Origin of the sequence: Dietzia kunjamensis (genome assembly GCF_045689975.1) — a bacterium.
GTDB classification, from domain to species: Bacteria; Actinomycetota; Actinomycetes; order Mycobacteriales; family Mycobacteriaceae; genus Dietzia; species Dietzia kunjamensis.
On record NZ_CP143297.1, the window covers coordinates 2,209,887 to 2,232,779 of the forward strand.

A 22,893-nucleotide genomic window follows, 5' to 3' on the forward strand; every position below is an offset into this window, starting at 1 on the left:
AAAATGGAGCCCGCTCCCCACCGTTCGACGGCCTGCGACCCGGTCACGGGATGGAGGAAAACCCCAAACGGACCTCGGTGCCGAGGCCGATGCTCAGGGAATGTTGTGGATGAACGTTGCCAGATCACCGACCCCAGAAAGTTGCGGACGGATGCAAACATTGCGGGTCCTGCCTGCGCCAACGGCCCAAGATCAAGCGGCAGCGGTCGACCCCGGCGAGTGGGCGCTCCGCGAACCGAGCGCCGTCGATTTAAGAGTGGGCTCACATCCCTCAGCAGGTGACTGCGAGGACCACCCCTCGGCCGGGCGCACCCGTGGGCGGGTCGGCGGCGGGCTGGTCGGCGGCGTGCGGGAGGCGGGTGTTCCCGAGGTGTGAATCAGTGCCGGTCGGTGCGGCGGTGCCACGCGGCACGCCACTCATCCGCGCCGGCCTCGGCCGCGGGCACGGGCAGCCGCGACTCCGCGGCCCTGACGGTCTCGGCGAACTCGCGGACCACCCGTCGGTACTCGACCTCCGCTGAGCCGGAGCCGTCGGCGTCGGAGGCCTCGTCGGTGTCGTGGGCGGCGGCGTGGAACAACCCCCCGGCACCGACGTGGACGACCCGCATCCGATCGGGCACGAGATCGTCGGGGATCCCGGCCGACCGGGCGCGCTCGAGAACCTTCTGCCCCAGTGCCAGTGCGGGCATGTCCCAGGAGATTCCCTCGACCACACCGCGCGGTGGGCGACCGGCGCGCTCGGCGGCTTTGGCCTCCTGCCACAGTCGGTCCTGCTCGGCGGCATCGAGGGCCCCAGGCCCGCGACCGGGCCCGTCGGTGAACCAGTACGGCGCCCGGCGTCGGAGCTTGTCGAGCAACGCCCCGGCCACGTCCTGCACGTCGAACGGCGACTCGTCCCGCTCGGCCCCGATCGCGGCATGGAACAGCACCTGGAGCAGCAGGTCGCCGAGCTCCGAGACCAGCTCGTCGCGGTCGCCGTCCGCCACTGCGTCGACCAGCTCCCACGACTCCTCGAGCAGATACGGCAGGAGGGAGGCGTGGGTCTGGGCGGACTCCCACTCGCCGTCGCGGCGGATGCGGGCCATCACCTCGACGGCTTCGGCCAGCCGGTCCCCGGCGCCCGTCGAGAAGAGGGTTTCGCTCGTATCGGTCGAGTGGACTCGTGCGAAATCCTCTTCTCGGCGGGGATCGCGGGCGCCGCCGGGGCCGCTGGGGCCACTGGGGCCGCGGGCGCCGCCGGGGCTTCCGTGCCCGCCCCCGCCGCCGGGGTCCGCGTCGGAGGCGGGCCGCCCGCCGTCCGGGCTCATCGCGCGGGCGCCGTCTCCGGCTGGATCACCGGGTTCGACCCCTCCGGATCCCCGGCCATCGCGGTGAGGAAGTCGGCGGCGTACTGCAGCATCTCGTCGTCGCGCGCCTTCTCGCCGCCGGCACCCGCACGCGCGCCTGCGGCCTTGGGCAGCGGGAGCAGCACGGTCTTCTGCGTGGCCCGGTACTGCGCGGCCGGGTACATGCGCTTGAGCCGCATCTGCTGCGAGTCCAGCAGGTCGAGCGGGCCCACGCGCAGGCGCGATCCGGCCAGGACGATCTCGCGGACCCGGTACTTCTGCGCGACCAGTCGCAGCCGCGAAACCGAGACCACGCGGCGGGCCTCGGCGGGAAGCGGCCCGTAGCGGTCGAGCAGCTCCTCGACCACCGCGTCGATATCGGCGGCCTCCCGCGCCTGCGACAGCTTGCGGTACGCCTCGAGCCGGAGCCGGTCGCCGTCGACGTACTCCACGGGGATGTACGCGTCGACGGGCAGCTCGATGCGGATCTCGCCGACCTCCTCCTCGACCTCGACCTTCTCCCCGTCGGCGATCGCGCGGTAGGCCTCCACCGCCTCGCCCACGAGACGGATGTAGAGGTCGAACCCGACGCCCGCGATGTGACCCGACTGCTCCGCGCCCAGAACGTTGCCGGCGCCGCGCAGCTCGAGGTCCTTCATCGCCACGGCCATGCCGGCGCCGAGGTCGTTGTTCTGCGCGATCGTCGCGAGCCGGTCGTACGCGGTCTCGGTGAGCGGCTTCTCCGGGTCGTACAGGAAGTAGGCGTACCCACGCTCACGTGACCGGCCCACGCGGCCTCGCAGCTGGTGCATCTGCGACAGGCCCAGCTGGTCGGAACGGTCCACGATGAGCGTGTTGGCGTTGGAGATGTCCAGGCCGGTCTCGACGATGGTCGTACACACCAGCACGTCGTAGTCGCGGTTCCAGAACCCGCCGACCGTCTGCTCGAGCTGCTCCTCCCCCATCTGCCCGTGCGCCACCACGACGCGCGCCTCGGGCACCAGGTCGCGGATCTTCGCGGCGGTGGAGTCGATGGTCCGCACGCGGTTGTGGACGTAGAAGATCTGCCCCTCGCGCAACAGTTCGCGCCGGATGGCGGCGGCGACGTGCTTGTCCGAGTACGCGCCCACATACGTCAGCACGGGCAGCCGCTCTTCGGGCGGGGTGAGGATCTGGCTCATCTCGCGGATGCCCGCCAGCGACATCTCGAGCGTGCGAGGGATGGGCGTGGCGGACATGGTGAGCACGTCGACGTGGGTGCGCAGGGAGGTGATGTGCTCCTTGTGCTCCACGCCGAAGCGCTGCTCCTCGTCCACGATCACCAGGCCGAGGTTCTTCCACCGCACGCCCGTGGCGAGCAGCCGGTGCGTCCCGATCACCACGTCCACTGTCCCGTCCGCCAACCCGGCGAGGATCTTCTTGGCCTCGGCGTCGGAGGTGAAGCGGCTGAGCCCCCTGATGGTGACGGGGAAGCCGGTCATACGCTCGGCGAAGGTGGCCAGGTGCTGCTGCGCGAGCAGGGTGGTCGGCACGAGCACCGCGACCTGGGTGCCGTCCTGCACGGCCTTGAACGCGGCGCGCACGGCGACCTCGGTCTTGCCGTACCCGACGTCGCCCACCACCACGCGGTCCATGGGCGCGGTCTTCTCCATGTCGCCCTTGACGTCCTCGATCGCCGTGAGCTGGTCGACGGTCTCGGTGAAGGGGAACGCGTCCTCCATCTCGCGCTGCCACGGGGTGTCGGGGCCGAAGGCGCGCCCGGGCGCGGACTGCCGCTTGGCGTACAGCTGGACCAGCTCGGTCGCGATCTCGCGGACGGCCTTGCGGGCCTTGCGCTTGGTGTTCTGCCAGTCGGCGCCGCCCATCTTGGACAGCGTCGGGGCCTCGCCGCCGACGTAGCGGCTGAGCTGCCCGAGCGACTCCATCGGCACGTAGAGGCGGTCACCGGCCGCGCCGCGCTTGCCGGGCGCGTACTCGATGACCAGGTATTCGCGCCGTGAGGAGCCGTCGCCACCGCGCACCTGCCGCTCGACCATCTCCACGAACTTGCCGATGCCGTGCTGGTCGTGCACCACCCAGTCGCCGGCCTTCAGTGCCAGCGGGTCGACCTGGTTGCGGCGCTTGGAGTGGCGGGCCTTGGGGCGGGTGGTGGAGCCGAGGCGGTTGCCGGTGAGGTCCGTTTCGGAGACGACGACGAGGTCATCGGCCACCCCGGCGGCGCCAGCGCCGGTGGTGAGCGAGAACCCGCCGTGCAGCACAGCCTCGTAGACCGACACGAGTCCGGAGGCGGGCTCGGATCCCGCCGTCGCGGCCGTGGCGGGGACCTCGGCCTCGGACAGGCGTTCCAGGATGCGGGCGACGGTGCCGTGACCGGGCACGACCATCGCGGCCCGGCCGCCGCCGCCGACGAGCGCGCGGAGCCGGACGAACATGGCCTCCATCTCGGAGTCCTTGCCGCGCGGGGCGGGCGGGTCGCCGGCGGGGACGGTGATGACCGCGCCGTCCTCGGGATCGGTGAGGAACCCGGGCGGGACGAGCTGCCACCACGCGCGGCCCGCCTCGGTGGCCTCGGAGCGGACGGCGGAGAAGGTGCGGTAGCCCGACCCGGACAGGTCCAGCGTCTCGCTGTCCACGGGGGCGTCGCCGCCCATGGTGGCCGCGGTCCACGAGGCCTCGAGGAACTCCCGACCGGCGGAGGCGAGGTCGGCGGCGCGGCGGCGGACCTTGTCCGGATCGCACACCACCACCCGTGTGTCGGCGGGCATGAGCATCGGCAGGGTCGTCATGTCCTCCGGCACGAGCACCGAGGTCAGGGCCTCCATGCCGTCTCGCGGGATGCCCTCGGCCAGCGAGTCCAGCAGCTCGGCGAGCGTCGGGTTGGCGCGGTGCTCGGCGGCCAGCTCCCCCGCTCTGGCCCGCACGGCGTCGTCGAGCAGGAGCTCGCGGCACGGGAACAGCACCGCGGACTCCACCTCGCCGTCGGGCAGGGAGCGCTGGTCGGCCACGGAGAACTCACGGATCTCGGCGATCGTGTCGCCGTCGAACTCGATGCGCAGCGGGTGGTCCGCGGTGGTCGGGAAGACGTCCACGATGCCGCCGCGCACCGCCACGTCCCCGCGCCGAGCGACCATGTCCTCACGCAGGTACGCGAACTCGGCCAGCCGAACCATGAGGTCGGTGGGGTCCAGCTCGGCGCCCTTGACCAGGCGCACCGGCTCCCGGCGGGCCGCGCCGGGTGAGATCGGCTGCACCACCGACCGCGCCGCCGCCACGACGATCCCCGGGGGCCGCCCCGACAACACCGAGTTCAGCACCTCGAGCCGGCGACCGATCGTGTCCGCCGCCGGCGAGAGACGCTCGTGCGGCAACGTCTCCCAGCTCGGGAACTGCGCGACCTCGTCGTCGTACAGCCCCGACAGCTCGTCGGCCAGTTCCTCACACTCGCGCTCCGTGGCCGTCACCACCAACAAGGGGGCGCGCTGCGCCACGGCGGCGACGAGGAACGGCCGCAGCGCCTCGGGCGCGCGGACCACCGCCGCGTCGCGGTCCAGACCGTCGCGCAGGTCGGCCAGCGCCGGGTTGGCCAGGACCGCACCCGCCAGACCGGACAGTGCGGCGGCCGTGGGAGTGGTGGCGGTGGCGGTGGTGGTCACGCGTGTGGATCCTCCGGGTAGGGGGTTCGTCGAGCGGGGGTGTGCGGGTCGCACGGGTGGTGGGACGCACACCTGAAGGGCCGCAGATCCACCACTCTAACCGCGCACCCGCCCCGGTAGCCTGTGCGTATGCGCGAGACCACAGACGCCGAGCACGTCGACCCCCGGCCCGTCGACCCCGGGCACGGCGACACCCAGGGCGCCCCCGCCGGCCCGGTGACGATCTCCCCCGCCCCGGCCACCGCCGACGACGCCGCCCACGACACGATCGGCGCGCGCGTGTTCACCGACCGGTGGATCGGCGTGCTCCTCACCCTCGGCTCGGCCCTCGCGCTGGTCGCGTCGTTCCAGCTCAGCCTGGACAAGATCCGGCTGCTGGAGAACCCGGACTACACGCCGGCGTGCAACTTCTCCATACTCATGAGCTGCAAGAGCGTCATCAACTCCGAGCAGGGGGCGGCGTTCGGGTTCCCCAACCCGTTCATCGGGCTGATCGGTTTCGGCATCGTGATCGCGATCGGCGTCGCCGCCGCCACGGGGGTGCGGTTCCCGCGCTGGTACTGGGTGGGCGCGCTGCTCGGGCTGACGTTCGCCGCCGGATTCGTCCACTGGTTGGCCTACCAGTCGATCTTCCAGATCCAGGTCCTGTGCCCGTGGTGCATGGTCGTGTGGGCGGCCACCATCCCCATGTTCTGGTACACGCTGCTGCACGTGCTGGCCAAGCTCACCCGGGCGCGGTGGGTGCGCGCACTGCAGCGGTGGCACCTGGTGCCCGTGGTGGTCTGGTACCTCGCGGTGGCCGGGGTCATCCTGTGGGCGTTCTGGGACTTCTACTGGGCCGACTTCTTCGCCAACCTCTGACCGGCCGTGGAGTACACCGGGGTCGATGTCGTGATCCCCGCCCACGATGAGCAGGACCTGCTGGCGGGCTGCCTCGACGCGCTCGAGGACTGCATCGCCGCCACCCCGGTCCCGGTGACCGTGACGGTCGTGCTGGACTCCTGCCGCGATGCCACCGAGGAGATCGCGCGGGGGCGGGCCCGCCTCGTGCGGACGAGCGCCCGCAACGTCGGCATCGCCCGCGCGCGCGGTTTCGACTCGCTGCGGCGGCCCTCATCGTCGTCGCCCGGCTCCGTGCCGTCCCCCTCGCGGCGCTGGTACGCGACCACCGACGCCGACTCCCGCGTGCCCCGCACGTGGCTCACCGACCAGCTGGCGGTCGCCCGCTCCGGCGCCGACGTGGTGGCGGGCCTGATCGCGGTCGACGACTGGTCGGACTGGACCCCCGCCACCCGGCTGAGCTACCTCGAGGGCTACCACCCGGGTCCCGGCCACCGGCACATCCACGGCGCCAACATCGGCATCTCCGCCCGCGCCTACCGGCAGCTCGGCGGCTTCGACCCGCTCCCCGTGCACGAGGACGTCCAGCTGGTCCGGCGCGCGCAGGCGGCCGGGCTGATGGTCACGTGGTCCACCGCCGCGCCGGTGATGACCTCGGCCCGCCGGACCGCGCGCGCTCCCGGTGGCTTCGCCGGTCACCTCGCCGCCACGGAATGCGCCGCCACCGAACGCGCCGCCACCGAACGCGCCGCCAGCGCAGGGACCACCGCGTCATGACCGCGTGTCCGCGAGCAAGGAGGCCCCGTGAGCAACACTGACGTGCCCCCCGGCGACTCCTCGGACGCCGCTTCGTCCGCCGACCTGGCCCGCGAATGGGTCCGCGCCGGCCGCGCCGACCTGCCCCTGCCCGCCCGCGGCGACACCCGCACGAGATGGTCCGAGCTCACCGCGATGTGCACCCGGGACGTCTCCGCCGGCCGCCTGGTCGAGGCCCACGCCGACGCCGACGCGATCCTCGCCGAGATCTCCGGCACCCGCGTGGGGCGCGACGAACTGTGGGGCGTGTGGGCTGCCGAACCGCCGATGCCCGTGCTCCGCGCCCGGCGCGTGGGCGGGGGCTCGGGCGGGGGCTCGGGCAGCCGGTGGGTACTCGACGGGGTCAAGGCCTGGTGCTCCGGCGGCGACGTGTGCACGCACGCCCTGGTCACCGCGTTCGACGACGACGAGCCGCGCCTCTTCGCCGTCGACCTGCGCCAGCCCGGTGTCGCGCCCCGGGCGGACGGCTGGGCGCACCCGGGGATGGCGGGCAGCCGCACCACCTCCGTCGAATTCACCGACGTGCCGGCCCGCTCCGTCGGGGACCACCGCTCCTACCTCGAGCGGGCCGGGTTCTGGCACGGTGGGATCGGGGTTGCCGCCTGCTGGCTGGGCGCCGGGATCGCCGTGGCCCGGCCCCTGATCGCGCGGGCGACCCGGCCCGACGTCGACCCCCACGCGCTGGCCCACCTCGGCGCCGTGGACGTGGCCCTGGGAGGGGCGTCGTGGGCGCTGGACGCCGCCGCCGCGGAAGTCGATCGCGACGGACCCGGCGCCGACCTCACCGTCGCGCGCCACCGGGCCGTGCGCGTGCGGGCGATGGTCGAGGCCGCGGTGGACGAGACCATCCGACGCGTCGGCCGGGCGCTCGGCCCGGGACCGCTCGCGATGGACCCGCGCCACGGGCAGAACGTCCTCGACGCCGAGGTGTACATCCGGCAGTTCCACGCCGAGCGTGACCTCGCCGGGCTGGGCGCCACCGCCCGCACCCACGGCGGGTGGGCGCGATGACCACCGATCCCGCCGAGGGCGGTTCCACCCACTGGACCGGCATCGGGCTCGACGACCGCGGCACTCCCCACGCCGCCTGGGACGCCTGGTTCGGCGGGCGTGCCGCCGACCCGGAGCTGACCGTACCGTCCGGGGTCCGGCGGGTGGTCGTGGTCGCGCCGCATCCCGACGACGAGATCCTCGGCGTGGGCGTCACCGCCGCCCGGTTCGCCGCAGCCGGGGTGGAGGTGGTGATCGTGGCCGTCACCGACGGCGACGCCTCGCACCCCGACTCCCCCACGGTGACGCCCGCGCGGCTCGCCGCGCTGCGGATCTCCGAGAGCCGACGCGCCTGCGCGGCCCTGGGCCTTCCCGAGCCGGTGCGGGCCGGACTGCCAGACGGCGGGGTCCGCGGGCACGAGACGCGTCTGGCCGACGCGATCGCCGAGGCGATCGGTGACGTCCCCGGCGAGGACTGCGTGGTGCTCAGCACGTGGCGCGGAGACGGCCACCCCGATCACGAGGCCTCCGGACGCGCGGCCGCCCGGGCCTGCGCCGCCACCGGAGCGCGCCTGGCGGAGTACCCGGTGTGGACCTGGCACTGGGCCGAGCCCGGCGATCGGCGCGTGCCCTGGAACCGGCGGCGCCGCGTCGTGCTCACCGACGCCGAACTCGCCGCCAAGCACGCTGCCGTCGCGGAGTTCGTCACCCAGGTCGCTCCGCTGTCCGATCGGCCGGGGGACGAGGCGATCCTGCCCGACTGGATCCTCGACCGCCTGGTCACGCGCTCCGAGACGGTGTTCTGGTGAGCACCCCGGGCCACTACTTCGAGGAGATGTACTCCGGGTCGGCAGACCCCTGGGACTTCGCCGGCTCGTGGTACGAACTGCGGCGCTACGGGCTCCTCGTCGCCTCTCTCCCCGAACAGCGGTACCGCGTGTGCTTCGAGCCCGCCTGCTCGGTGGGGGTGCTCACCGAGATGCTCGCCGGGCGGTGCGACGAGGTGCACGCGGTGGACGTCGTCGACACCGCCGCCGGGCAGGCTCGTGCGCGCATCGACCGCGCGGGGTTGGACCACGTGCACGTGCGCACCGCCGACGCGTTGGACCCGTGGCCCGGGCGGTCCTGCGACCTGTTGGTGCTCTCGGAGTTCCTCTACTACACGCCGGTCGACGGGCTCGACGACCTACTCACGGCGCTGCTGCGGCTGGCCGAACCCGGCGGGACCGTCGCGGCCTGCCACTGGCTGGGGCGGTCGGGCGACCACGCCTGCCACGGCGAGGACGTCCACGCCGCACTCGCACGCCGCGTCGACCTCACGCGGCTCGTCCACCACCGCGAGGAGGGTTTCGTCCTCGAGGTCTTCCGTCGCACCTGATGGCCGGCTGCAACTAGTCCGCCTGCGTCTCCGGCGTCGACTCCGGCTGCGGTTTCGAAGCCGACTCGGACGCCGACGCCTCCGCCTCCGCCTCGGCTCGAGAGACGAGGTGCACGATCGCCTCGGTGTGTAGCCGGAACAACTCCGTGACGTCGGCGTCCCCGGACAGGGACGCGAGGAAAATCCCGTCGCCTCCTGCGAGGGCATAGGTGGCGAGCACCCGGGCATCCGCCTCGGGTAGCCGCGGACGGACCCGCCGGAACTCCGCCGCGATGCGCTCCAGGGCGTCCCCGCGCAGACGCAGATAGATTCCCCGGGCGGCCGGCTCCACGGGACGCTGCTCCAGCGCCAGCATCAGGCCCAGCCGGAGGAAGTCCGGGGATTCGCGGAACGTCCGGGCCACGCCCAGACAGAAGGCGGTCACGCGCTCCCGCAGGGCTTCGCCCTCCCCGCGGGTGACCTGGCCCAGCCACAACTCGACGCTCTCCTCGACAACAGCCGCCAGCAGTGCGTCCTTGTCCGCGAAATGCCAGTAGATCGAGCTCGCCGGGAGCCCGCTCGCCTTACTGACCTGCGCGATCGAGGTCCCCTCATACCCGCGTTCACCGGCCACCTCGGCGGCCGCCTCGATGATCCGGCGCCGGGACTCCCGGCCCTTGGCACGGGTGCGCCTGCCAGTGGACCCCGTTGGCTTCCCCGCCATCCGCTCCCCCGCTCCCTGTGTCCGGCGACTCATTGCGAATCGCCCCGGATCAGACTTACTGTAGTGATCACTACAGTACCGCGCGACGGCAGACGCCAGCGCAGGAAAGGTGGAGAAATGATCGAATCACTGACCCGGAACTGGTGGGTCCAACTCATCCGCGGAGCACTGGCGATCGCCCTGGGCGCGACCGCACTGGCCTCCCCCACCACGGGCATGACGCTCGCGGTGTTCCTCGTGGCGGCCTTCGCCATCGGTGACGGCGCCATGACCATGACGACCGGAGTGGCACTTCCGGAACGGACCCCCGGCCGCGGTGGCCTCATCCTCGCCGGCGCCGGATTCATGATTCTCGGGCTGGTCGTCCTGTTCTGGCCCGGCATCTCGACCACCGCGTTGATCCTGCTGTTCGCCGCCTGGCTGGTGGCCTCCGGCGCCCTCGTCGCCTACGGAGCCCAGACCCTGCGCTCCGAGATCCCCGACTCGTGGGTCATGGTGACGCTCGGCGTGGTCCTGGCGGTGGTGGGACTCGGGCTGGGCGTCGTGGGCCCCGCAGCGGTAGACACGTTCGTCACCTTCGCCGGCTGGTTCGGTCTCGCCGTCGGCGCGGTCATGGCCGCCGTGGCGTTCCGACTCCGCGCCGACTCCGACCGGCTCGAGCGCCGGGTGGCCGTCGCAGCCTGAACCGCGCCACCCTCATCCCCCGGCAAGGGCCGGGCGTCGCGAGTGCGACGCCCGGCCCTCCTGCACCGTGACCGTGCCCCGCCAGGTGACCGAGTCCGTCGTGCGACCGTGCCGTGCCCGGCCTCGCGCGACGGGGAGCGACCACCTACGGGCTTCCGGGCCCCGGGCGCATGTCGCGGCCCTGCGGTGTGCCACCGGGGTGACTCGGCCCGCTGTACTTCTCGAGGACGTCGACCTCGAGCGTCGGCGAGGGATCGAGATGCGAGAGGCCGTTGAAACAGAGGTTGACGATGTGCGCGGCGACCTCTTCCTTGGGCGGCGTGCGGGCGTCGAGCCACCACTGGGCGGTCCCGGAGACCATCCCGACCAGGGCCTGCGCGTACACACTGGTGGTGATGGGGTCGAACCCGCGGGCGACGAACTCCTCCTCGAGGATGTAGGTCACGCTGGCGGTGGCGTCGTTGAGCAGGGTCGAATACGAGCCCCCACCCACGGGGGACGATTCGCGCACGAGAATACGGAAGCCGTCCGTGCGCTCCTCGACGTAGCGCAGCAGCGCCATCGCCGCGCGCTCGATGCGCCGCCGCGACCCCTCGCCCTGCAGCGCCTCGGTGATCTCCGCGCCGAGGTAGGCGAGCTCGCGGTCGCACACGACCGCGTAGAGCCCCTCCTTGCCTCCGAAGTGCTCGTAGACCACCGGCTTGGACACGCCCGCCGCGGCGGCGATGTCCTCCACCGTCGCGGCGTCGTAGCCGTTCTCGGCGAAGATCCGTCGGCCGACCTCCACCAGCTGCTGCCGCCGCTTGGCGGCGGACATCCTGGTCCTCGGTGTCGGTACGCCCGCGCCCGTCATGCCCCACCCCTTTTTTCTGATACCCCGAGGATAGCCACGCGCGAATTCCGCTCCCCCCGACCGGCGGCAACACTGCTGTTCACGTCGGGTCAGGCCCACCGGTGCGCAGGTGCGCACCGGTGGGTCCGATCTCATGTGCCAGACTGGTGATGGCCCGTTCGCGGGCCGTTCCCCCGTGGTGTAATCGGCAACACTCCTGATTTTGGTTCAGGCATTTCAGGTTCGAGTCCTGGCGGGGGAGCTCAGAAGATCCCGCCGAAGATCCCCACGGCCAGCACCAGCAGCAGTATCGCGATGATCGCGAACACCGCCAACGCCGGTTGCCGTGCGCGCCGCGGCTTCTTCTCCACCTCGGCATCGGGCTGGAAGGCCGGGTCCTGCCCGGGCTGCCCGGGTGCGTTCATTCCGGTCACGTGAATCGCTCCTCTTCCATCCGGGCGTAGGACTCCAGCAGCTCGAGGGCGTGCTCTCCGGCAGCACCCTCCGCGCGCAGGCCCGTACGCATCGACTCCGCCATCTCCCTACCGTGCGGGAACGGCGGCAGCAACGGCATGTCCGGGTCGGTGATCGCGTCGATCACGGTCGGCCGGTCCGCGAGGAACGCCTCCTCCAGGGCGGACACGAGCTGGTCGGGGTCGTCCACGCGCACCCCGCGCAGCCCGAGCAGCTCGGCGTACCCGGCCACGTCGAACGGCGGCACGTCCTGCGACCGGGCGAACCGCGGCTGGGCCTCGCTCTCGCGCTGCTCCCAGCTCACCTCCGCCAGGTCCCGGTTATTGAGCACCACGATCACCATCGTCGGGTCCTCCCAGCTCGGCCATGCCTCGGAGACGGTGATGAGTTCGTTGATCCCGAGCATCTGTATGGCCCCGTCGCCGGCCAGGACCGCGACGGGCTTGGCGGGCGCGGTGGCCTTGGCGGCGATCGCGTACGGGATCCCGCAGCCCATCGACGCGAGCGTGCTCGACAGGTGCGCAGGGACGGTCGTCGGCAGGCTGATCTGTCGGACGTAGTGGTAGACGCTGCTACCCACGTCCACGGCGAGACGTGCGTCGTGCGGCAGGCGCTCGCCCAGTCGTCGCGCGACCAGCTCCGGGTTCAGCCCGCGCGCCGGCACCTCGGAGCGCATGCGGGAGATCTCCCACCACTGCCCCACCCACTTCTCCACGTCGCCGCGCCAGGCGGAGCGGTCGCGGTCGGCCACGCGTCCGGTGAGTTCTCGCAGTGCGGCAGCGGCGTCGCCCACCATGCCGACCTCGATCGGATACCGGTTGGCCAGGTGCACCGGGTCCAGGTCGATCTGCACGGCCCGCGCCCGCCCGGGCTCCGGGTAGAACTCGGTCCAGGGGTCGTTCGATCCGACGATGAGGAGGGTGTCGCAGTTCTGGAGGATGCGCGCGCTCGCCGTCGTCCCCAGATGGCCCATGGTCCCGCCCACCAACGGCGAGGACTCGTCCACGTAGGGCTTACCCAACAGGCTCATCGTCACGCCGGCGTCCAGGCGCTCGGCGAGTTCCATCAGCTCGGCCTGCGCACCGGCGACGCCGCGCCCGGCCAGGATCGCGATCCGCTCCCCCGCGTCGAGCACCTCCACGGCGCGCGCCACGTCGTCGTCGCGGGGGGTGGTGACCCCGTGGGTCCATTCGGGGGCGGTGACCACCACCCCGTGCTCCTGGTCGAGGTCCTCGCCCACCTCCGGGGCCTCGGCGTTCTGCACGTCGTGGGGAAGGATGACGACGACGGGGGTCCGGTGCGTCAGCGCGGAGCGGAACGCCCGGTCGATCACCATGGGCGCCTGCTCGGCCGACGACACCGTCTGCAGGTACGGCCCGGCCACGTCCGCGAAGACGTTGCCGAGGTTGATCTCCTGCTGGTAGCCCGACCCGAGCACGCTGGTGTGCTGCTGCGCGACGAGCGCCACCACGGGGACGCTGTCGAGTTTGGCGTCGTACAGGCCGTTGAGCAGGTGTATCGCGCCGGGGCCCTGCGTGGAGGTCATCACCCCGACCGCGCCCGAGTACTTGGCGTCGGCCACCGCCATGAACGCCGCCGACTCCTCGTGGCGGGCCCGCCCGAACGTCGGGGCGATCTCGGCGCGCTGCAACGCGCCGAGCAGCGGGTTGTTGCCGTCCCCGGCGTAGCCGTAGATCCGTTCGACGTCCCAGGCCACCAGTCGTTCGACGACGAGGTCGGCCACCGTCCTGTCCGTGGTCATACGCGTGCCCCTTCCGCTCGTCAGCCGTAGTGGCCCCACCGTAGGGGGCGCACCCGCGGCCCTCCACCGGTCATGGTGGCGCGGGCCCGCGGAACCGGTTGTCCGACGGGTGGGGTGGCCCTATCGTCCGGGCATGGACACCGATCTCAAGGCACTCGCCCTGGTGTGCTCGCTCAAGGCCTCGCCCGCCGAGTCGAGCAGCGACCTCATCGCCCGGCAGGTCCTCGACGAACTCGCCGGTCACGGCGTGACCGGGGAGACCGTCCGGGTCGCGGACTTCGACGTCCGTCCGGGGGTCGACGACGACATGGGCGGCGGCGACGAGTGGCCCGCCATCCTCGAGAAGGTCCGAACCGCCGACGTCCTCGTGTTGTCCACGCCGACGTGGCTCGGCAATCCGTCCAGCATCGCGCAGCGGGTGCTGGAGCGTCTCGACGCGCAGCTGTCGGCCACCGACGACGACGGCCGTCCCGCGATGTTCGGCAAGGTCGCCGTGGTCGCGGTGGTGGGCAACGAGGACGGCGCGCACAAGATCGTCGCCGACATGTTCCAGGGCCTGAACGACATCGGGTTCACGATCCCGGCGCAGGGCTGCACCTACTGGAACAACGAGGCCATGAACCCGGTGGACTACAAGGACCTCGACTCCACGCCGTCGGCCGTGGCCTCGACCATCACCACGCTGTCGTCCAACGCGGTGCACCTGGCGCGGTTCCTGCGCCGCGAGCAGTACCCGGCGGTCTAACCCTTGGTGCTCCGCTCGACCGCGCTGCGGACGGTGTAGCGCAGGAACGCCGGGAAAGCGATCGCGCAGATCACCACGCCGATCACCACCAGCACGCCACCACCCGACGCGGCGACCGCCGTGCCGACCGAGGCCGCCGCCACGCCGTGCGCGACGTCGCCGATCCTCGGGCCACCGGCCACGACCACGATGAACACGCCCTGCAGACGGCCGCGCATCTCGTCGGTGGCCGAATCCAGCAGGATCGCCTGGCGGAACGCGGCCGAGATCATGTCGACGGCTCCGCCGAACGCCAGCGCGGCGAGCGCCAGCCACAGCCAACACGCGGAGCCGCCGGGCGAGGCCGCGCCCACGAACACCCCGAACGCGACCATCGCCGCGCCCCACAGCGCCACGCACACCAGCACCGCCAGACCCTGCCGCCGCACGCGTGGGATCCACCCGGAGAACACCCCGCCGGCGACGGCACCCACGCTCATCGCGGCGAACAACAGACCGAGGGCGGTGCCGCCCGTCGCGGGGTCGCCGAAGGACTCGGTGGCGATCTGCGGGAACAGTGCCCGCGGCATGCCGAAGACCATCGCGATGATGTCCACGAGGAACGAGGCCAGGAGGATGCGGCGGGTGGCCAGGTAGGCGAACCCGTCGATCACCGACCGCAGCCCCACCGACCCCCGCTCCCCCGCCACCGGCTGCGGCGGGAGCCGGAACACCGCGTACAGCGTGGCCAGCAGTGCGACGGCGGTGAACAGGTACATCGTGGACAGTCCCAGGACCGGGATGAGGATGCCCGCGGACAGGGGCCCGACGATCGCCCCGAACTGCATCACGGTCATGTTCAGGGCCGAGGCGGAGGCCAACTGGTCGGAGGGGACGATCCGGGGGATGATCGCCGAGCGGGTGGGCTGGTTGATCGCGAAGAACGCCTGCTGCACCGACAGCAGCACCATCACCACCCAGACGTTCCGGTTGCCCGCCGCGGCCTGCGCCCAGAACAGCAGTGAGGTCACGATCAGCCCGGTGGTGGTGACCATGAGCAGGCGACGCCGGTCGAGGGCGTCGGCCAGCGCGCCGCCCCACAGGCCGAACACCACGAGCGGCACCAGCGCGAACACGCCGGTGAGCCCCACATACGCAGAGCTGCGGGTGATCTCGAAGACCTGCTGGGGCACCGCGACGATCGACAACTGCGCCCCGATGACCGTGACGATGTTGGCGAGCCACAGCCTGCGGAAGTCCGGCTGCCGCAGTGGCCGCGTATCCGCCAACTGGCGCCTCAGGACTGACACGCCGGGCAGGCTACTCCGCCTCAAGACGGTTCGAATCGTCGGAGTCACCCTCTATCCTTGGGGCTCTGTCCGCCTTGGGACCCTGTCCGCTCGCCGGACGTACCCGGACCCATCCATCACCACCACCGTGCGCGCCGCGCGCCGAGGAGACTTGATGACCACACCCGAGACCGACCGTTCAGCGCCCGAACACACGCAGACCGCGGTCATCGTCCTGGCCGCCGGCTCCGGCACCCGCATGAAGAGCGCCACGCCCAAGATGCTGCACCGGGTGTGCGGGCGGACGATGCTCGGCCACGCACTGCACGCCGCGGCGGGGCTCGAACCGGACGCGATCGTCGTGGTCGTCGGCCATCAGCGCGACCAGGTCTCGGCGGCGGTCGACGAGTTGTCGGCCGAGCTCGGCGTTCCGGTCTCCACCGCGGTGCAGGAGGAGCAGAACGGGACGGGCGACGCCGTGGCGGCCGGCATGTCGGGACTGCCTGCCGACTTCTCGGGCACCGTCCTCGTCACCACCTCGGACATCCCCCTGCTCGACGCCGACACCCTGCGCGAGGTCGTGACGCGCCACGACCTGCGACCGCGCGCCGCGGTCACCGTCCTGACGTCGACGGCGCCCGACCCCACGGGGTACGGCCGCATCGTGAGGAACGACGACGGCGAGGTGCTGCGGATCGTCGAGCACAAGGACGCCTCGGAGGACGAGCGGGCGATCGACGAGGTCAACTCCGGCATCTACGCCTTCGACGCCCTCGTCCTGCGGGACAAGCTCGGGCAGCTGAGCACGGACAATTCGCAGGGCGAGCTGTACCTCACCGACGTCATCCAGCTCGCGCGACGCGACAACGGCCTCATCCGCGGGCACCGTGTCGAGGACCCCGATCTTGTCGCCGGCGTCAATGATCGCGTGCAGCTCGCGGCCCTGGCCGGCGAGATGAACCGTCGCCTGTGCGAGTCGGCGATGCGGGGCGGCGCGACGATCGTCGACCCGTCCAGCACGTGGCTCGACGTGGGCGTGGCCACGGGCCGCGACGTGACGATCCTGCCGGGCACCCATCTGACGGGCGCCACCGAGATCGGCGACGGTGCGACCGTCGGACCGGACACCACGCTGCAGGACACGGTGGTCGGCGAGGGTGCCACGGTCGTGCGTTCACATGCGGTGCGCGCCACAATCGGGGCTGGCGCGGAGGTGGGCCCGTTCGCCTACCTGCGGCCCGAGGCGGACCTGGGCGAACGGAGCAAGATCGGCACGTTCGTCGAGGTCAAGAAGTCGACGATCGGGGCGAACACCAAGGTGCCGCACCTGACCTACGTGGGCGACGCGACGATCGGCGAGCACACCAACATCGGGGCGTCGAGCGTGTTCGTCAATTACGACGGGGTGAACAAGAACCGTACAGTGATCGGCGATCACTGCCGCACCGGTTCGGACACCATGTTCGTCGCACCTGTGACCGTCGGAGACGGGGCCTATTCGGGCGCGGGTACCGTGATCAAGGACGACGTCCCACCCGGAGCCCTCGCGGTCTCGGGCGGACGGCAGAGGAACATCGACGACTGGGTGATCGAGAACCGGCCCGATTCCGGTTCTGCAGAGGCCGCCCGTCGTGCCCGGAACGACTCCCAGAAGGACGGACTCACGCAGTGAGCGAGTGGATCGACAACCAGAAGAACCTGATGTTTTTCGCGGGGCGCGCGCACCCCGAACTCTCCGACCAGGTCGCCGCCGAACTGGGCGTCGAGGTCACCCCCCAGACCGCCAGGGACTTCGCCAACGGCGAGATCTTCGTCCGCTTCGAGGACTCCGTCCGCGGCTGTGACGCGTTCGTGCTGCAGAGTGCCCCGGCGCCGCTGAACAAGTGGATCATGGAGCAGCTCATCATGATCGACGCGCTCAAGCGGGGAAGCGCCAAGCGGATCACCGCCGTCCTGCCGTTCTACCCGTACGCGCGGCAGGACAAGAAGCACCGCGGCCGCGAGCCGATCTCGGCCCGTCTCATCGCGGACCTGCTCAAGGCCGCCGGCGCGGACCGCATCATCACAGTCGACCTGCACACCGACCAGATCCAGGGCTTCTTCGACGGTCCCGTGGACCACATGCACGCCCAGGGCCAGCTCTCGGACTACGTCCGGCAGCACTACGGGACGGACAACATCGTCGTGGTCTCCCCCGACGCCGGCCGCGTCAAGGTGGGCGAGAAGTGGGCCGATGCCCTCGACGGCGCGCCGCTCGCGTTCGTCCACAAGACCCGCGATCCCAACGTGCCCAACCAGGTGAAGTCCAACCGCGTGGTCGGTGACGTGGAGGGCAAGACCTGCGTCCTGATGGACGACATGATCGACACCGGTGGCACCATCGCCGGCGCCGTCAAGGTCCTCAAGGACGCCGGTGCCGGGGACGTCATCATCGCCACCACCCACGGCATCTTCTCCGATCCGGCCGCCGAGCGTCTCGCCAACTGCGGGGCCAAGGAGGTCATCACCACCGACACGCTGCCGATCCCGCCGGAGAAGCGGTTCGAGAACCTCACCGTGCTGTCCATCGCGCCACTGCTGGCCCGGACCATCCACGAGGTCTTCGAGAACGGGTCGGTGACCAGCCTCTTCAACGGGAACGCCTGACATGACCGCGGACCCGGCGGGGCGCGCCACGATCTACCACAACCCCCGCTGCTCCAAGTCCCGGCAGGCGCTGGAGCTGCTCCGCGAGCGGGGTGTGGAGCCGACCGTCATCAAGTATCTCGACACTCCCCCGGACGTCGAGCAGCTGCGCACCCTCATCTCCGACGCCGGTCTGACGGTGCGGGAGGCGGTGCGCGTCAAGGAAGCCGAGTTCACCGAGCTCGGCCTCATCGACGCCTCGGATGACGACCTGCTCGCCGCGATGGTCGCCCACCCCCGGCTCATCGAGCGGCCCTTCGTCGTCACCGACAAGGGCACCCGCCTCGCGCGTCCCACGGCGGCGGTCGAGGAGATCCTCTGACGTCCCATCGCTGACGGCGCCTCGCCTGCGTCGAGCCCGCTGCGCTCTCATCCGCGAGCGGCGGGGCCCGTCGATTTGGGCCCCGCACCCCTCGGCGCTAGGCTGGTCGGGTCATCTCGGCGAGGGAGGACCCGCATCAACCCGGGCCACTCCGTTATCGACGCGATCACCTCTGGGCGACCCGTGGTGCACGCTTCGCGCCGGGCCGCCGGAAACGACTACCCAGAGGTCATCGCATGTCTGACGCCAACAAGCTCGTCGCCACCGTCCGCACCGAGTTCGGCAAGGGCGCCTCGCGCCGGGCCCGCCGGGACTTTAAGGTCCCCGCGGTGCTCTACGGCCACAACACCGAGCCCCGCCACCTGCTCCTCGGCGCGCTCGAGTTCGCCGCCGTGCTCCGCGCCCACGGCACCAACGCGCTGCTCACCCTCGACATCGAGGGCGAGGAGCAGCTCGCCCTGCCCAAGCAGATCGACGTGCATCCGCTGACCCGCGTCATCGAGCACACCGACCTCCTCGTGGTCCGCAAGGGCGAGAAGGTCGTCGTCGAGATCGCCGTTTTGGTCACCGGCGAGGCGGCCCCCGGCACCCTCGTCACCACGGACGTCGACTACATCGAGATCGAGGTCGCGGCCACCGACATCCCTGAGGAGTTCGAGGTCTCCGTCGAGGACGCCGAGGCCGGCACCCAGTTCACCGCCGCCGACATCACGCTGCCCTCGGGCGCCACCCTGGTCTCCGACCCGGAAACCCTCCTGGTGAACGTCATCGAGGCCCCGTCCGAGTCCGACCTCGAGTCCGAGGAGGAGGAGGCCCCGGAGGGCGAGGCCGCCGAGGACGCCGCGAAGGCTGCCGAGGAGGAGTGATCCTCCCCCGCCTGATCCAGGCGGACGTCGCCTGAACGGCGGCACCCGGCCACGGGCCCGGAACGACCACAGCGTCGTACCGGGCCCGTCCCGCATTTCGCCAGCCCGGCCCCTCCACGCCGGGGACCCGGGTCAGCCGCGGACGAGGCCGATCGCCAGGACCAGCATCATCACGGCGATGCCGGCGTCGAGCACCCGCCACGCCCCGGGCCTGGCGAACAGCCCCCGCAACGCCTTGCCACCGAACCCGATGAGCGAGAACCACAGCACGCCCGCGATGAAGGCCCCGGCCGCGAACACCCAGCGCAGGTCGGTCCCCTGTTGGTTGGCGAGCGTGCCGAGGAACACCACGCAGTCGAGGTAGGCGTGCGGGTTGAGCCAGGTGAACGCCGCGCACGCTGCCACCGCCCCGAGCGTCGACGGGACCCGCGCACCGCCGTGGACCTGCAACCCGTCGCCGGGCCGGATCGCGCGGGACGCGGCGAACGCCCCGTAGGCCAGCAGGAACACGACCCCGATCCACTTCATGACCGTGATCGCCGCCGGCGCCGATTCGATGAGCACCCCCACGCCCGCCACCCCGAGCAGGATGAGCGCGGCCTCGGACACCACGCAGAAGGCGACGATGGGAACCATCGCCACATCGCCACGGATCGAACGCTGGAGGACGTAGGCGTTCTGCGCGCCGACGGCGGCGATGAGCCCGAGGCCCATGCCGACGCCCATGAGAAGTGTGGAAGTAGCGGTCACGACGTCACCGTAGGCCCGGTTTCATCAGTAGTGCCACTACACTTTCTGCACTAGCATTAGCCATGCTTATGAACACCCTGCAGCTGGACCACCTCCGCACCCTCGCCGCCGTCGTGGACCTCGGCTCGTTCGAGGCCGCCGCCGCCCACCTGCACATCACCCAGTCGGCGGTGTCCCAGCGGGTCCGCGCACTCGAGGAGTCCGCGGGACGGATCCTCGTCCGCCGCGAGCGGCCGAGCTCCGCCACCGCCTCCGGCGAGATCGTGCTGCGCACTGCGCGGCAGATGCTCCACCTCGAGGAATCCCTCGCCGGCGAACTCGACGATCCGGCGTCGGCCCAGGAACACGTGATCTTGGCCGTGGCGTGCAACTCCGACTCGCTGGCGACCTGGTTCCTCGATGCCATGACCGAGGTCCACGCGGCCGGCCGGGTGGTCTTCGACATCCGCCGCGAGGACGAGTCCCTGTCCAGCGAGTTGCTGCGGCGCGGCGAGGTGATGGCCGCGGTGACCAGCCAGTCCCGGCCGGTCCAGGGTTGCCGCTCGCAGCCCCTGGGATCCATGCGGTACCTGGCCTGCGCGAGCCCCGGGTTCGTCGCCCGGCACCTGCGTGACGGCTCGACCACCGCCGCGCTCGGCCGGGCGCCCATCGTCGACTTCGACCGCAGCGACGGCCACCAGAACAACCACTATCGCCGCCTGGCCCGCCGGGAACCCACCGGGCCGCGGCACTTCATCCCCAGCTCGCACGATCACGTCCGGGCGATCGTCGCCGGGCTGGGCTGGGGCCTGATCCCCGAGCACCTCGCCACCCCGTGGCTGGTCTCCGGCGAGATCGTGGACGTCTCCCCCGACCACTTCCTCGACGTCCCCCTGTTCTGGCAGCACTGGAAACTGCAGTCACCCGACCTCGACGCCCTCACCGCCGCCGTCCTCGACACCGCCCGCACCGAGCTGCGGAACTGATCGGACAGGTGCGCCCGAGCGGGCCGGCCCCGTCTGGGATCATGGGCCCGTGACTACCGCTTCCACGCCCGGCCCCACGCCCGGCCCCACGCTCATAGTGGGTCTGGCCAACCCCGGACCCGACTACGAGGGCACCCGCCACAACATCGGCTGGGACGTCCTGCAGGAGTTGGCGTCCCGCGCCCTGCCGATGCCGGCGAGCTTCTCCACCCACAAGCGGACCAACTGCGAGATCGCCCAGACCCGGCTCGCCGACGAGCCCGTGGTGCTGGCCCGCCCCCGCAGCTACATGAACCTCTCGGGCGGGCCTGTCGCCGCGGTCGCCAAGTACTTCTCGGTCACGCCCACCGACATCATCGTGATCCACGACGAGATCGACATCGACTTCGGACAGGTCCGCCTCAAGCGCGGCGGCGGCGAGGGCGGCCACAACGGCCTGCGCTCGCTGTCCGGCTCCCTCGGCACCCGCGACTACATCCGCGTCCGCGCCGGGGTCGGCCGTCCGCCGGGCCGCATGGCGGTGGCTGACTTCGTACTCAAGCGCTTCTCCAAGCTCGAGCAACCCGATGTGCCGTTCCTCATCCAGGACGCCGCCGACGCCGTGGAACTCCTCCTCAAGCACGGGCTGGAGACGGCCCAGAACCAGGTCCACTCCGCGTGACGCGCTCCCGGCGGTTCGAGCGCGAGGCCCACCTGGGCTCCGGTGCCGATCTCTTCCGCCGCGCGAGTGCAGCACTCGTCAGCTGGGACCTGCACCGGCGGGCGGGCCTCGTCGTCGTCGCCACCGGGCCCGCCACCCCCGGCCGCACCGTCATCCTCCGGCCGCGATCAGGCCCCGGGGCGTGGCTGCGACTGGCCGCGCCCTGCGAGGTCACGGAGGTCGTTGACCGCCCCGACGCGCGGGGGTTCACCTACCGCGCCCTACCCGGCCACCCCGAGCGCGGATGGGAGACGTTCCTCGTCCGGCACGATTCCGTCACCGGCGCCGTCGCGCTCACCCTCACCGGTGAATCCGCGCACGCCACCCTGCTCGCCCGGCTGGGTGCACCCATCGCCCGACTCGAACAGGAGCGGATCACCCGCCGCTACCTCGCCGCCCTGCGCGACCGGCCCTGACCCGCGGCGCCCGGCGTGGACATCACGGTTCAGCAACGTCACAGTTCATAGAGCTCCCGCAGCCGGTCGAGCAGCGCCACCAACGACCCCTCCCGCAGCGCCTCCGCGACCGCGCCGTCGTAGAACCGCTCGGACCGGACCACCCAGGTGAGCAGCGCGCGGGTCAGGTCCTCGTCCGACCGCTCGGCCAGCCCGGTGAGGTCGGTGAGCGAGCCGTCCGACAACCCGCGCCGCTCCAACTCGTCGAGGTACCCGTGCCGGGTGAGCACGCCCCCGCCGAACGCCTCCATCACGGCCAGGGTGTCCTCGTCGTAGGTCGGGTAGCGCACCAGGTACGCGCCGTTGCGGTGTCGCTGCCCGCCCGCCCACGTCACGCCGTCGAGCCCCCGCAACCGCTCGACCACGGGCAGCAGCCGCCGGAGCGCGGCCCTGCGCTCCTCCAGCTCGTGCCGGTCACTGCCCTCGCCCATTCCAGTCCCCGCCTCTGCGCGTCGTCCGACGCGGCTCGTGCGCACCGTAGCGACCGGGTACGACACCCGGCCGCGCGTAGCGTCGTTCACGGTTCATCGGTCGGGGCACGCGCGCTCGTTACGAAAGCTATCGACTGGCGCGCTCGATCCGCGCAGGCGCCGCGCCTGACCTCGCGTTTCACGCGCCACACCGACCTCGTGGGTCGCACCGCCGGATTGTGTGCTCACCCGTGGGCGGACGTACGCTGG

General features: G+C 71.7%; 23 protein-coding genes and 1 tRNA gene. 15 read left to right on the top strand and 9 right to left on the bottom strand.

Annotated features, from left to right (window positions below; genetic code table 11):
- Nucleotides 1–377: 377 nt before the first annotated feature.
- On the bottom strand, nucleotides 378–1,307 hold the full coding sequence (locus VZF99_RS10270; protein ID WP_407334702.1) for a MazG family protein: 930 nt from the start codon (nucleotides 1,305–1,307) through the stop codon (nucleotides 378–380).
- Nucleotides 1,304–4,978, bottom strand: coding sequence for a transcription-repair coupling factor (gene mfd / locus VZF99_RS10275; protein ID WP_407334703.1), 3,675 nt, complete (start codon nucleotides 4,976–4,978; stop codon nucleotides 1,304–1,306). Before mfd ends, VZF99_RS10270 begins: the two co-directional genes overlap by 4 nt.
- Before the next feature lie 129 nt (nucleotides 4,979–5,107).
- Here mfd and VZF99_RS10280 point away from each other — a divergent pair, with 129 nt between their 5' ends.
- Genes VZF99_RS10280 through VZF99_RS10300 form a run of 5 tightly spaced genes read left to right on the top strand, consistent with a single transcriptional unit; the run spans nucleotide 5,108 to nucleotide 9,002 of the window.
- Entirely contained in the window at nucleotides 5,108–5,839 is a 732-nt protein-coding gene (locus VZF99_RS10280) for a vitamin K epoxide reductase family protein (protein WP_185950247.1), read from the top strand.
- Between the two features lie 6 nt (nucleotides 5,840–5,845).
- A complete protein-coding gene (locus VZF99_RS10285) occupies nucleotides 5,846–6,595 on the top strand; it encodes a glycosyltransferase (protein WP_407334705.1) in 750 nt (249 codons plus the stop codon).
- A gap of 27 nt (nucleotides 6,596–6,622) precedes the next feature.
- The gene (locus VZF99_RS10290; protein ID WP_407334706.1) at nucleotides 6,623–7,645 is read left to right on the top strand and encodes an acyl-CoA dehydrogenase family protein; all 1,023 of its coding nucleotides are present in this window, start codon (nucleotides 6,623–6,625) and stop codon (nucleotides 7,643–7,645) included.
- Nucleotides 7,642–8,433 carry a PIG-L deacetylase family protein gene (locus tag VZF99_RS10295; RefSeq protein ID WP_106384903.1) on the top strand — a complete coding sequence of 264 codons (792 nt, stop codon included), beginning with the start codon at nucleotides 7,642–7,644 and terminating at the stop codon, nucleotides 8,431–8,433. The genes VZF99_RS10290 and VZF99_RS10295 overlap by 4 nt, the downstream gene beginning before the upstream one ends.
- Nucleotides 8,430–9,002, top strand: a complete 573-nt coding sequence (locus VZF99_RS10300; RefSeq protein ID WP_407334707.1) for an SAM-dependent methyltransferase — start codon at nucleotides 8,430–8,432, stop codon at nucleotides 9,000–9,002. The genes VZF99_RS10295 and VZF99_RS10300 overlap by 4 nt, the downstream gene beginning before the upstream one ends.
- A 13-nt stretch (nucleotides 9,003–9,015) precedes the next feature.
- Here the strand turns inward: VZF99_RS10300 and VZF99_RS10305 are convergent, their stop codons facing one another.
- Nucleotides 9,016–9,705, bottom strand: coding sequence for a TetR/AcrR family transcriptional regulator (locus tag VZF99_RS10305; RefSeq protein ID WP_407334708.1), 690 nt, complete (start codon nucleotides 9,703–9,705; stop codon nucleotides 9,016–9,018).
- 117 nt (nucleotides 9,706–9,822) lie between these two features.
- Between VZF99_RS10305 and VZF99_RS10310 the strand changes: the two genes are divergently transcribed.
- On the top strand, nucleotides 9,823–10,389 hold the full coding sequence (locus tag VZF99_RS10310; protein ID WP_096907128.1) for an HdeD family acid-resistance protein: 567 nt from the start codon (nucleotides 9,823–9,825) through the stop codon (nucleotides 10,387–10,389).
- A 145-nt stretch (nucleotides 10,390–10,534) separates the two neighbouring features.
- Here the strand turns inward: VZF99_RS10310 and VZF99_RS10315 are convergent, their stop codons facing one another.
- Nucleotides 10,535–11,206, bottom strand: a complete 672-nt coding sequence (locus tag VZF99_RS10315; RefSeq protein ID WP_067713378.1) for a TetR/AcrR family transcriptional regulator — start codon at nucleotides 11,204–11,206, stop codon at nucleotides 10,535–10,537.
- A 205-nt stretch (nucleotides 11,207–11,411) separates the two neighbouring features.
- Here VZF99_RS10315 and VZF99_RS10320 point away from each other — a divergent pair.
- Nucleotides 11,412–11,483, top strand: a tRNA-Gln gene (locus VZF99_RS10320).
- A gap of 1 nt (nucleotide 11,484) precedes the next feature.
- Here VZF99_RS10320 and VZF99_RS10325 read toward each other — a convergent pair.
- Nucleotides 11,485–11,655, bottom strand: a complete 171-nt coding sequence (locus VZF99_RS10325) for a hypothetical protein (protein WP_407334709.1) — start codon at nucleotides 11,653–11,655, stop codon at nucleotides 11,485–11,487.
- On the bottom strand, nucleotides 11,652–13,457 hold the full coding sequence (locus tag VZF99_RS10330) for a thiamine pyrophosphate-requiring protein (protein WP_407334710.1): 1,806 nt from the start codon (nucleotides 13,455–13,457) through the stop codon (nucleotides 11,652–11,654). The genes VZF99_RS10325 and VZF99_RS10330 overlap by 4 nt, the downstream gene beginning before the upstream one ends.
- 133 nt (nucleotides 13,458–13,590) lie before the next feature.
- On the opposite strand from VZF99_RS10330, the gene VZF99_RS10335 reads away from it, so the two are divergent.
- Nucleotides 13,591–14,202 (top strand): flavodoxin family protein, encoded by a 612-nt coding sequence (locus tag VZF99_RS10335; RefSeq protein ID WP_120283900.1) that lies wholly within the window; start codon nucleotides 13,591–13,593, stop codon nucleotides 14,200–14,202.
- Here VZF99_RS10335 and VZF99_RS10340 read toward each other — a convergent pair.
- Entirely contained in the window at nucleotides 14,199–15,482 is a 1,284-nt protein-coding gene (locus VZF99_RS10340; RefSeq protein WP_407336111.1) for an MFS transporter, read from the bottom strand. The two genes, VZF99_RS10335 and VZF99_RS10340, sit on opposite strands and share 4 nt — an antisense overlap.
- A 163-nt stretch (nucleotides 15,483–15,645) precedes the next feature.
- Between VZF99_RS10340 and glmU the strand changes: the two genes are divergently transcribed.
- The 4 genes from glmU (at nucleotide 15,646) to VZF99_RS10360 (ending at nucleotide 19,343) form a co-directional block, all read left to right on the top strand.
- Entirely contained in the window at nucleotides 15,646–17,142 is a 1,497-nt protein-coding gene (gene glmU / locus VZF99_RS10345) for a bifunctional UDP-N-acetylglucosamine diphosphorylase/glucosamine-1-phosphate N-acetyltransferase GlmU (RefSeq protein WP_407334711.1), read from the top strand.
- Complete coding sequence (locus VZF99_RS10350; RefSeq protein ID WP_407334712.1) at nucleotides 17,139–18,116, top strand: ribose-phosphate diphosphokinase; 978 nt, start codon at nucleotides 17,139–17,141, stop codon at nucleotides 18,114–18,116. Before glmU ends, VZF99_RS10350 begins: the two co-directional genes overlap by 4 nt.
- A 1-nt stretch (nucleotide 18,117) precedes the next feature.
- Entirely contained in the window at nucleotides 18,118–18,477 is a 360-nt protein-coding gene (gene arsC, locus VZF99_RS10355) for an arsenate reductase (glutaredoxin) (protein ID WP_067713362.1), read from the top strand.
- A 236-nt stretch (nucleotides 18,478–18,713) separates the two neighbouring features.
- Nucleotides 18,714–19,343: a 50S ribosomal protein L25/general stress protein Ctc gene (locus tag VZF99_RS10360; RefSeq protein ID WP_253002107.1), complete on the top strand. Its 630-nt coding sequence runs from the start codon at nucleotides 18,714–18,716 to the stop codon at nucleotides 19,341–19,343.
- A gap of 132 nt (nucleotides 19,344–19,475) precedes the next feature.
- Here VZF99_RS10360 and VZF99_RS10365 read toward each other — a convergent pair whose 3' ends face one another.
- Nucleotides 19,476–20,093 (bottom strand): LysE/ArgO family amino acid transporter, encoded by a 618-nt coding sequence (locus VZF99_RS10365; protein ID WP_120283908.1) that lies wholly within the window; start codon nucleotides 20,091–20,093, stop codon nucleotides 19,476–19,478.
- A 68-nt stretch (nucleotides 20,094–20,161) separates the two neighbouring features.
- Between VZF99_RS10365 and VZF99_RS10370 the strand changes: the two genes are divergently transcribed.
- The 3 genes from VZF99_RS10370 to VZF99_RS10380 are packed head-to-tail and all read left to right on the top strand — an operon-like array spanning nucleotide 20,162 to nucleotide 22,174.
- Entirely contained in the window at nucleotides 20,162–21,058 is an 897-nt protein-coding gene (locus VZF99_RS10370; protein WP_407336112.1) for a LysR family transcriptional regulator ArgP, read from the top strand.
- Nucleotides 21,059–21,107: 49 nt separating this feature from the next.
- A complete protein-coding gene (gene pth, locus VZF99_RS10375; protein WP_396467779.1) occupies nucleotides 21,108–21,719 on the top strand; it encodes an aminoacyl-tRNA hydrolase in 612 nt (203 codons plus the stop codon).
- Nucleotides 21,716–22,174 carry a DUF1990 family protein gene (locus tag VZF99_RS10380; RefSeq protein WP_407334713.1) on the top strand — a complete coding sequence of 153 codons (459 nt, stop codon included), beginning with the start codon at nucleotides 21,716–21,718 and terminating at the stop codon, nucleotides 22,172–22,174. The genes pth and VZF99_RS10380 overlap by 4 nt, the downstream gene beginning before the upstream one ends.
- Nucleotides 22,175–22,212: 38 nt before the next feature.
- Here the strand turns inward: VZF99_RS10380 and VZF99_RS10385 are convergent, their stop codons facing one another.
- Nucleotides 22,213–22,644, bottom strand: a complete 432-nt coding sequence (locus VZF99_RS10385) for a DUF6508 domain-containing protein (RefSeq protein WP_407334714.1) — start codon at nucleotides 22,642–22,644, stop codon at nucleotides 22,213–22,215.
- Nucleotides 22,645–22,893 lie beyond the last annotated feature (249 nt).

Excerpts from the sequence above, each read along its gene's own strand:
- VZF99_RS10330 (WP_407334710.1), bottom strand. The coding sequence starts at position 13,457 with ATGACCACGGACAGGACGGTGGCCGACCTCGTCGTCGAACGACTGGTG.
- VZF99_RS10305 (WP_407334708.1), bottom strand. The coding sequence starts at position 9,705 with ATGGCGGGGAAGCCAACGGGGTCCACTGGCAGGCGCACCCGTGCCAAG.
- VZF99_RS10315 (WP_067713378.1), bottom strand. The coding sequence starts at position 11,206 with ATGTCCGCCGCCAAGCGGCGGCAGCAGCTGGTGGAGGTCGGCCGACGG.
- VZF99_RS10295 (WP_106384903.1), top strand. The coding sequence starts at position 7,642 with ATGACCACCGATCCCGCCGAGGGCGGTTCCACCCACTGGACCGGCATC.
- VZF99_RS10385 (WP_407334714.1), bottom strand. The coding sequence starts at position 22,644 with ATGGGCGAGGGCAGTGACCGGCACGAGCTGGAGGAGCGCAGGGCCGCG.
- glmU (WP_407334711.1), top strand. The coding sequence starts at position 15,646 with ATGACCACACCCGAGACCGACCGTTCAGCGCCCGAACACACGCAGACC.
- VZF99_RS10310 (WP_096907128.1), top strand. The coding sequence starts at position 9,823 with ATGATCGAATCACTGACCCGGAACTGGTGGGTCCAACTCATCCGCGGA.
- VZF99_RS10360 (WP_253002107.1), top strand. The coding sequence starts at position 18,714 with ATGTCTGACGCCAACAAGCTCGTCGCCACCGTCCGCACCGAGTTCGGC.
- VZF99_RS10370 (WP_407336112.1), top strand. The coding sequence starts at position 20,162 with ATGAACACCCTGCAGCTGGACCACCTCCGCACCCTCGCCGCCGTCGTG.
- VZF99_RS10280 (WP_185950247.1), top strand. The coding sequence starts at position 5,108 with ATGCGCGAGACCACAGACGCCGAGCACGTCGACCCCCGGCCCGTCGAC.
- VZF99_RS10335 (WP_120283900.1), top strand. The coding sequence starts at position 13,591 with ATGGACACCGATCTCAAGGCACTCGCCCTGGTGTGCTCGCTCAAGGCC.
- arsC (WP_067713362.1), top strand. The coding sequence starts at position 18,118 with ATGACCGCGGACCCGGCGGGGCGCGCCACGATCTACCACAACCCCCGC.
- VZF99_RS10270 (WP_407334702.1), bottom strand. The coding sequence starts at position 1,307 with ATGAGCCCGGACGGCGGGCGGCCCGCCTCCGACGCGGACCCCGGCGGC.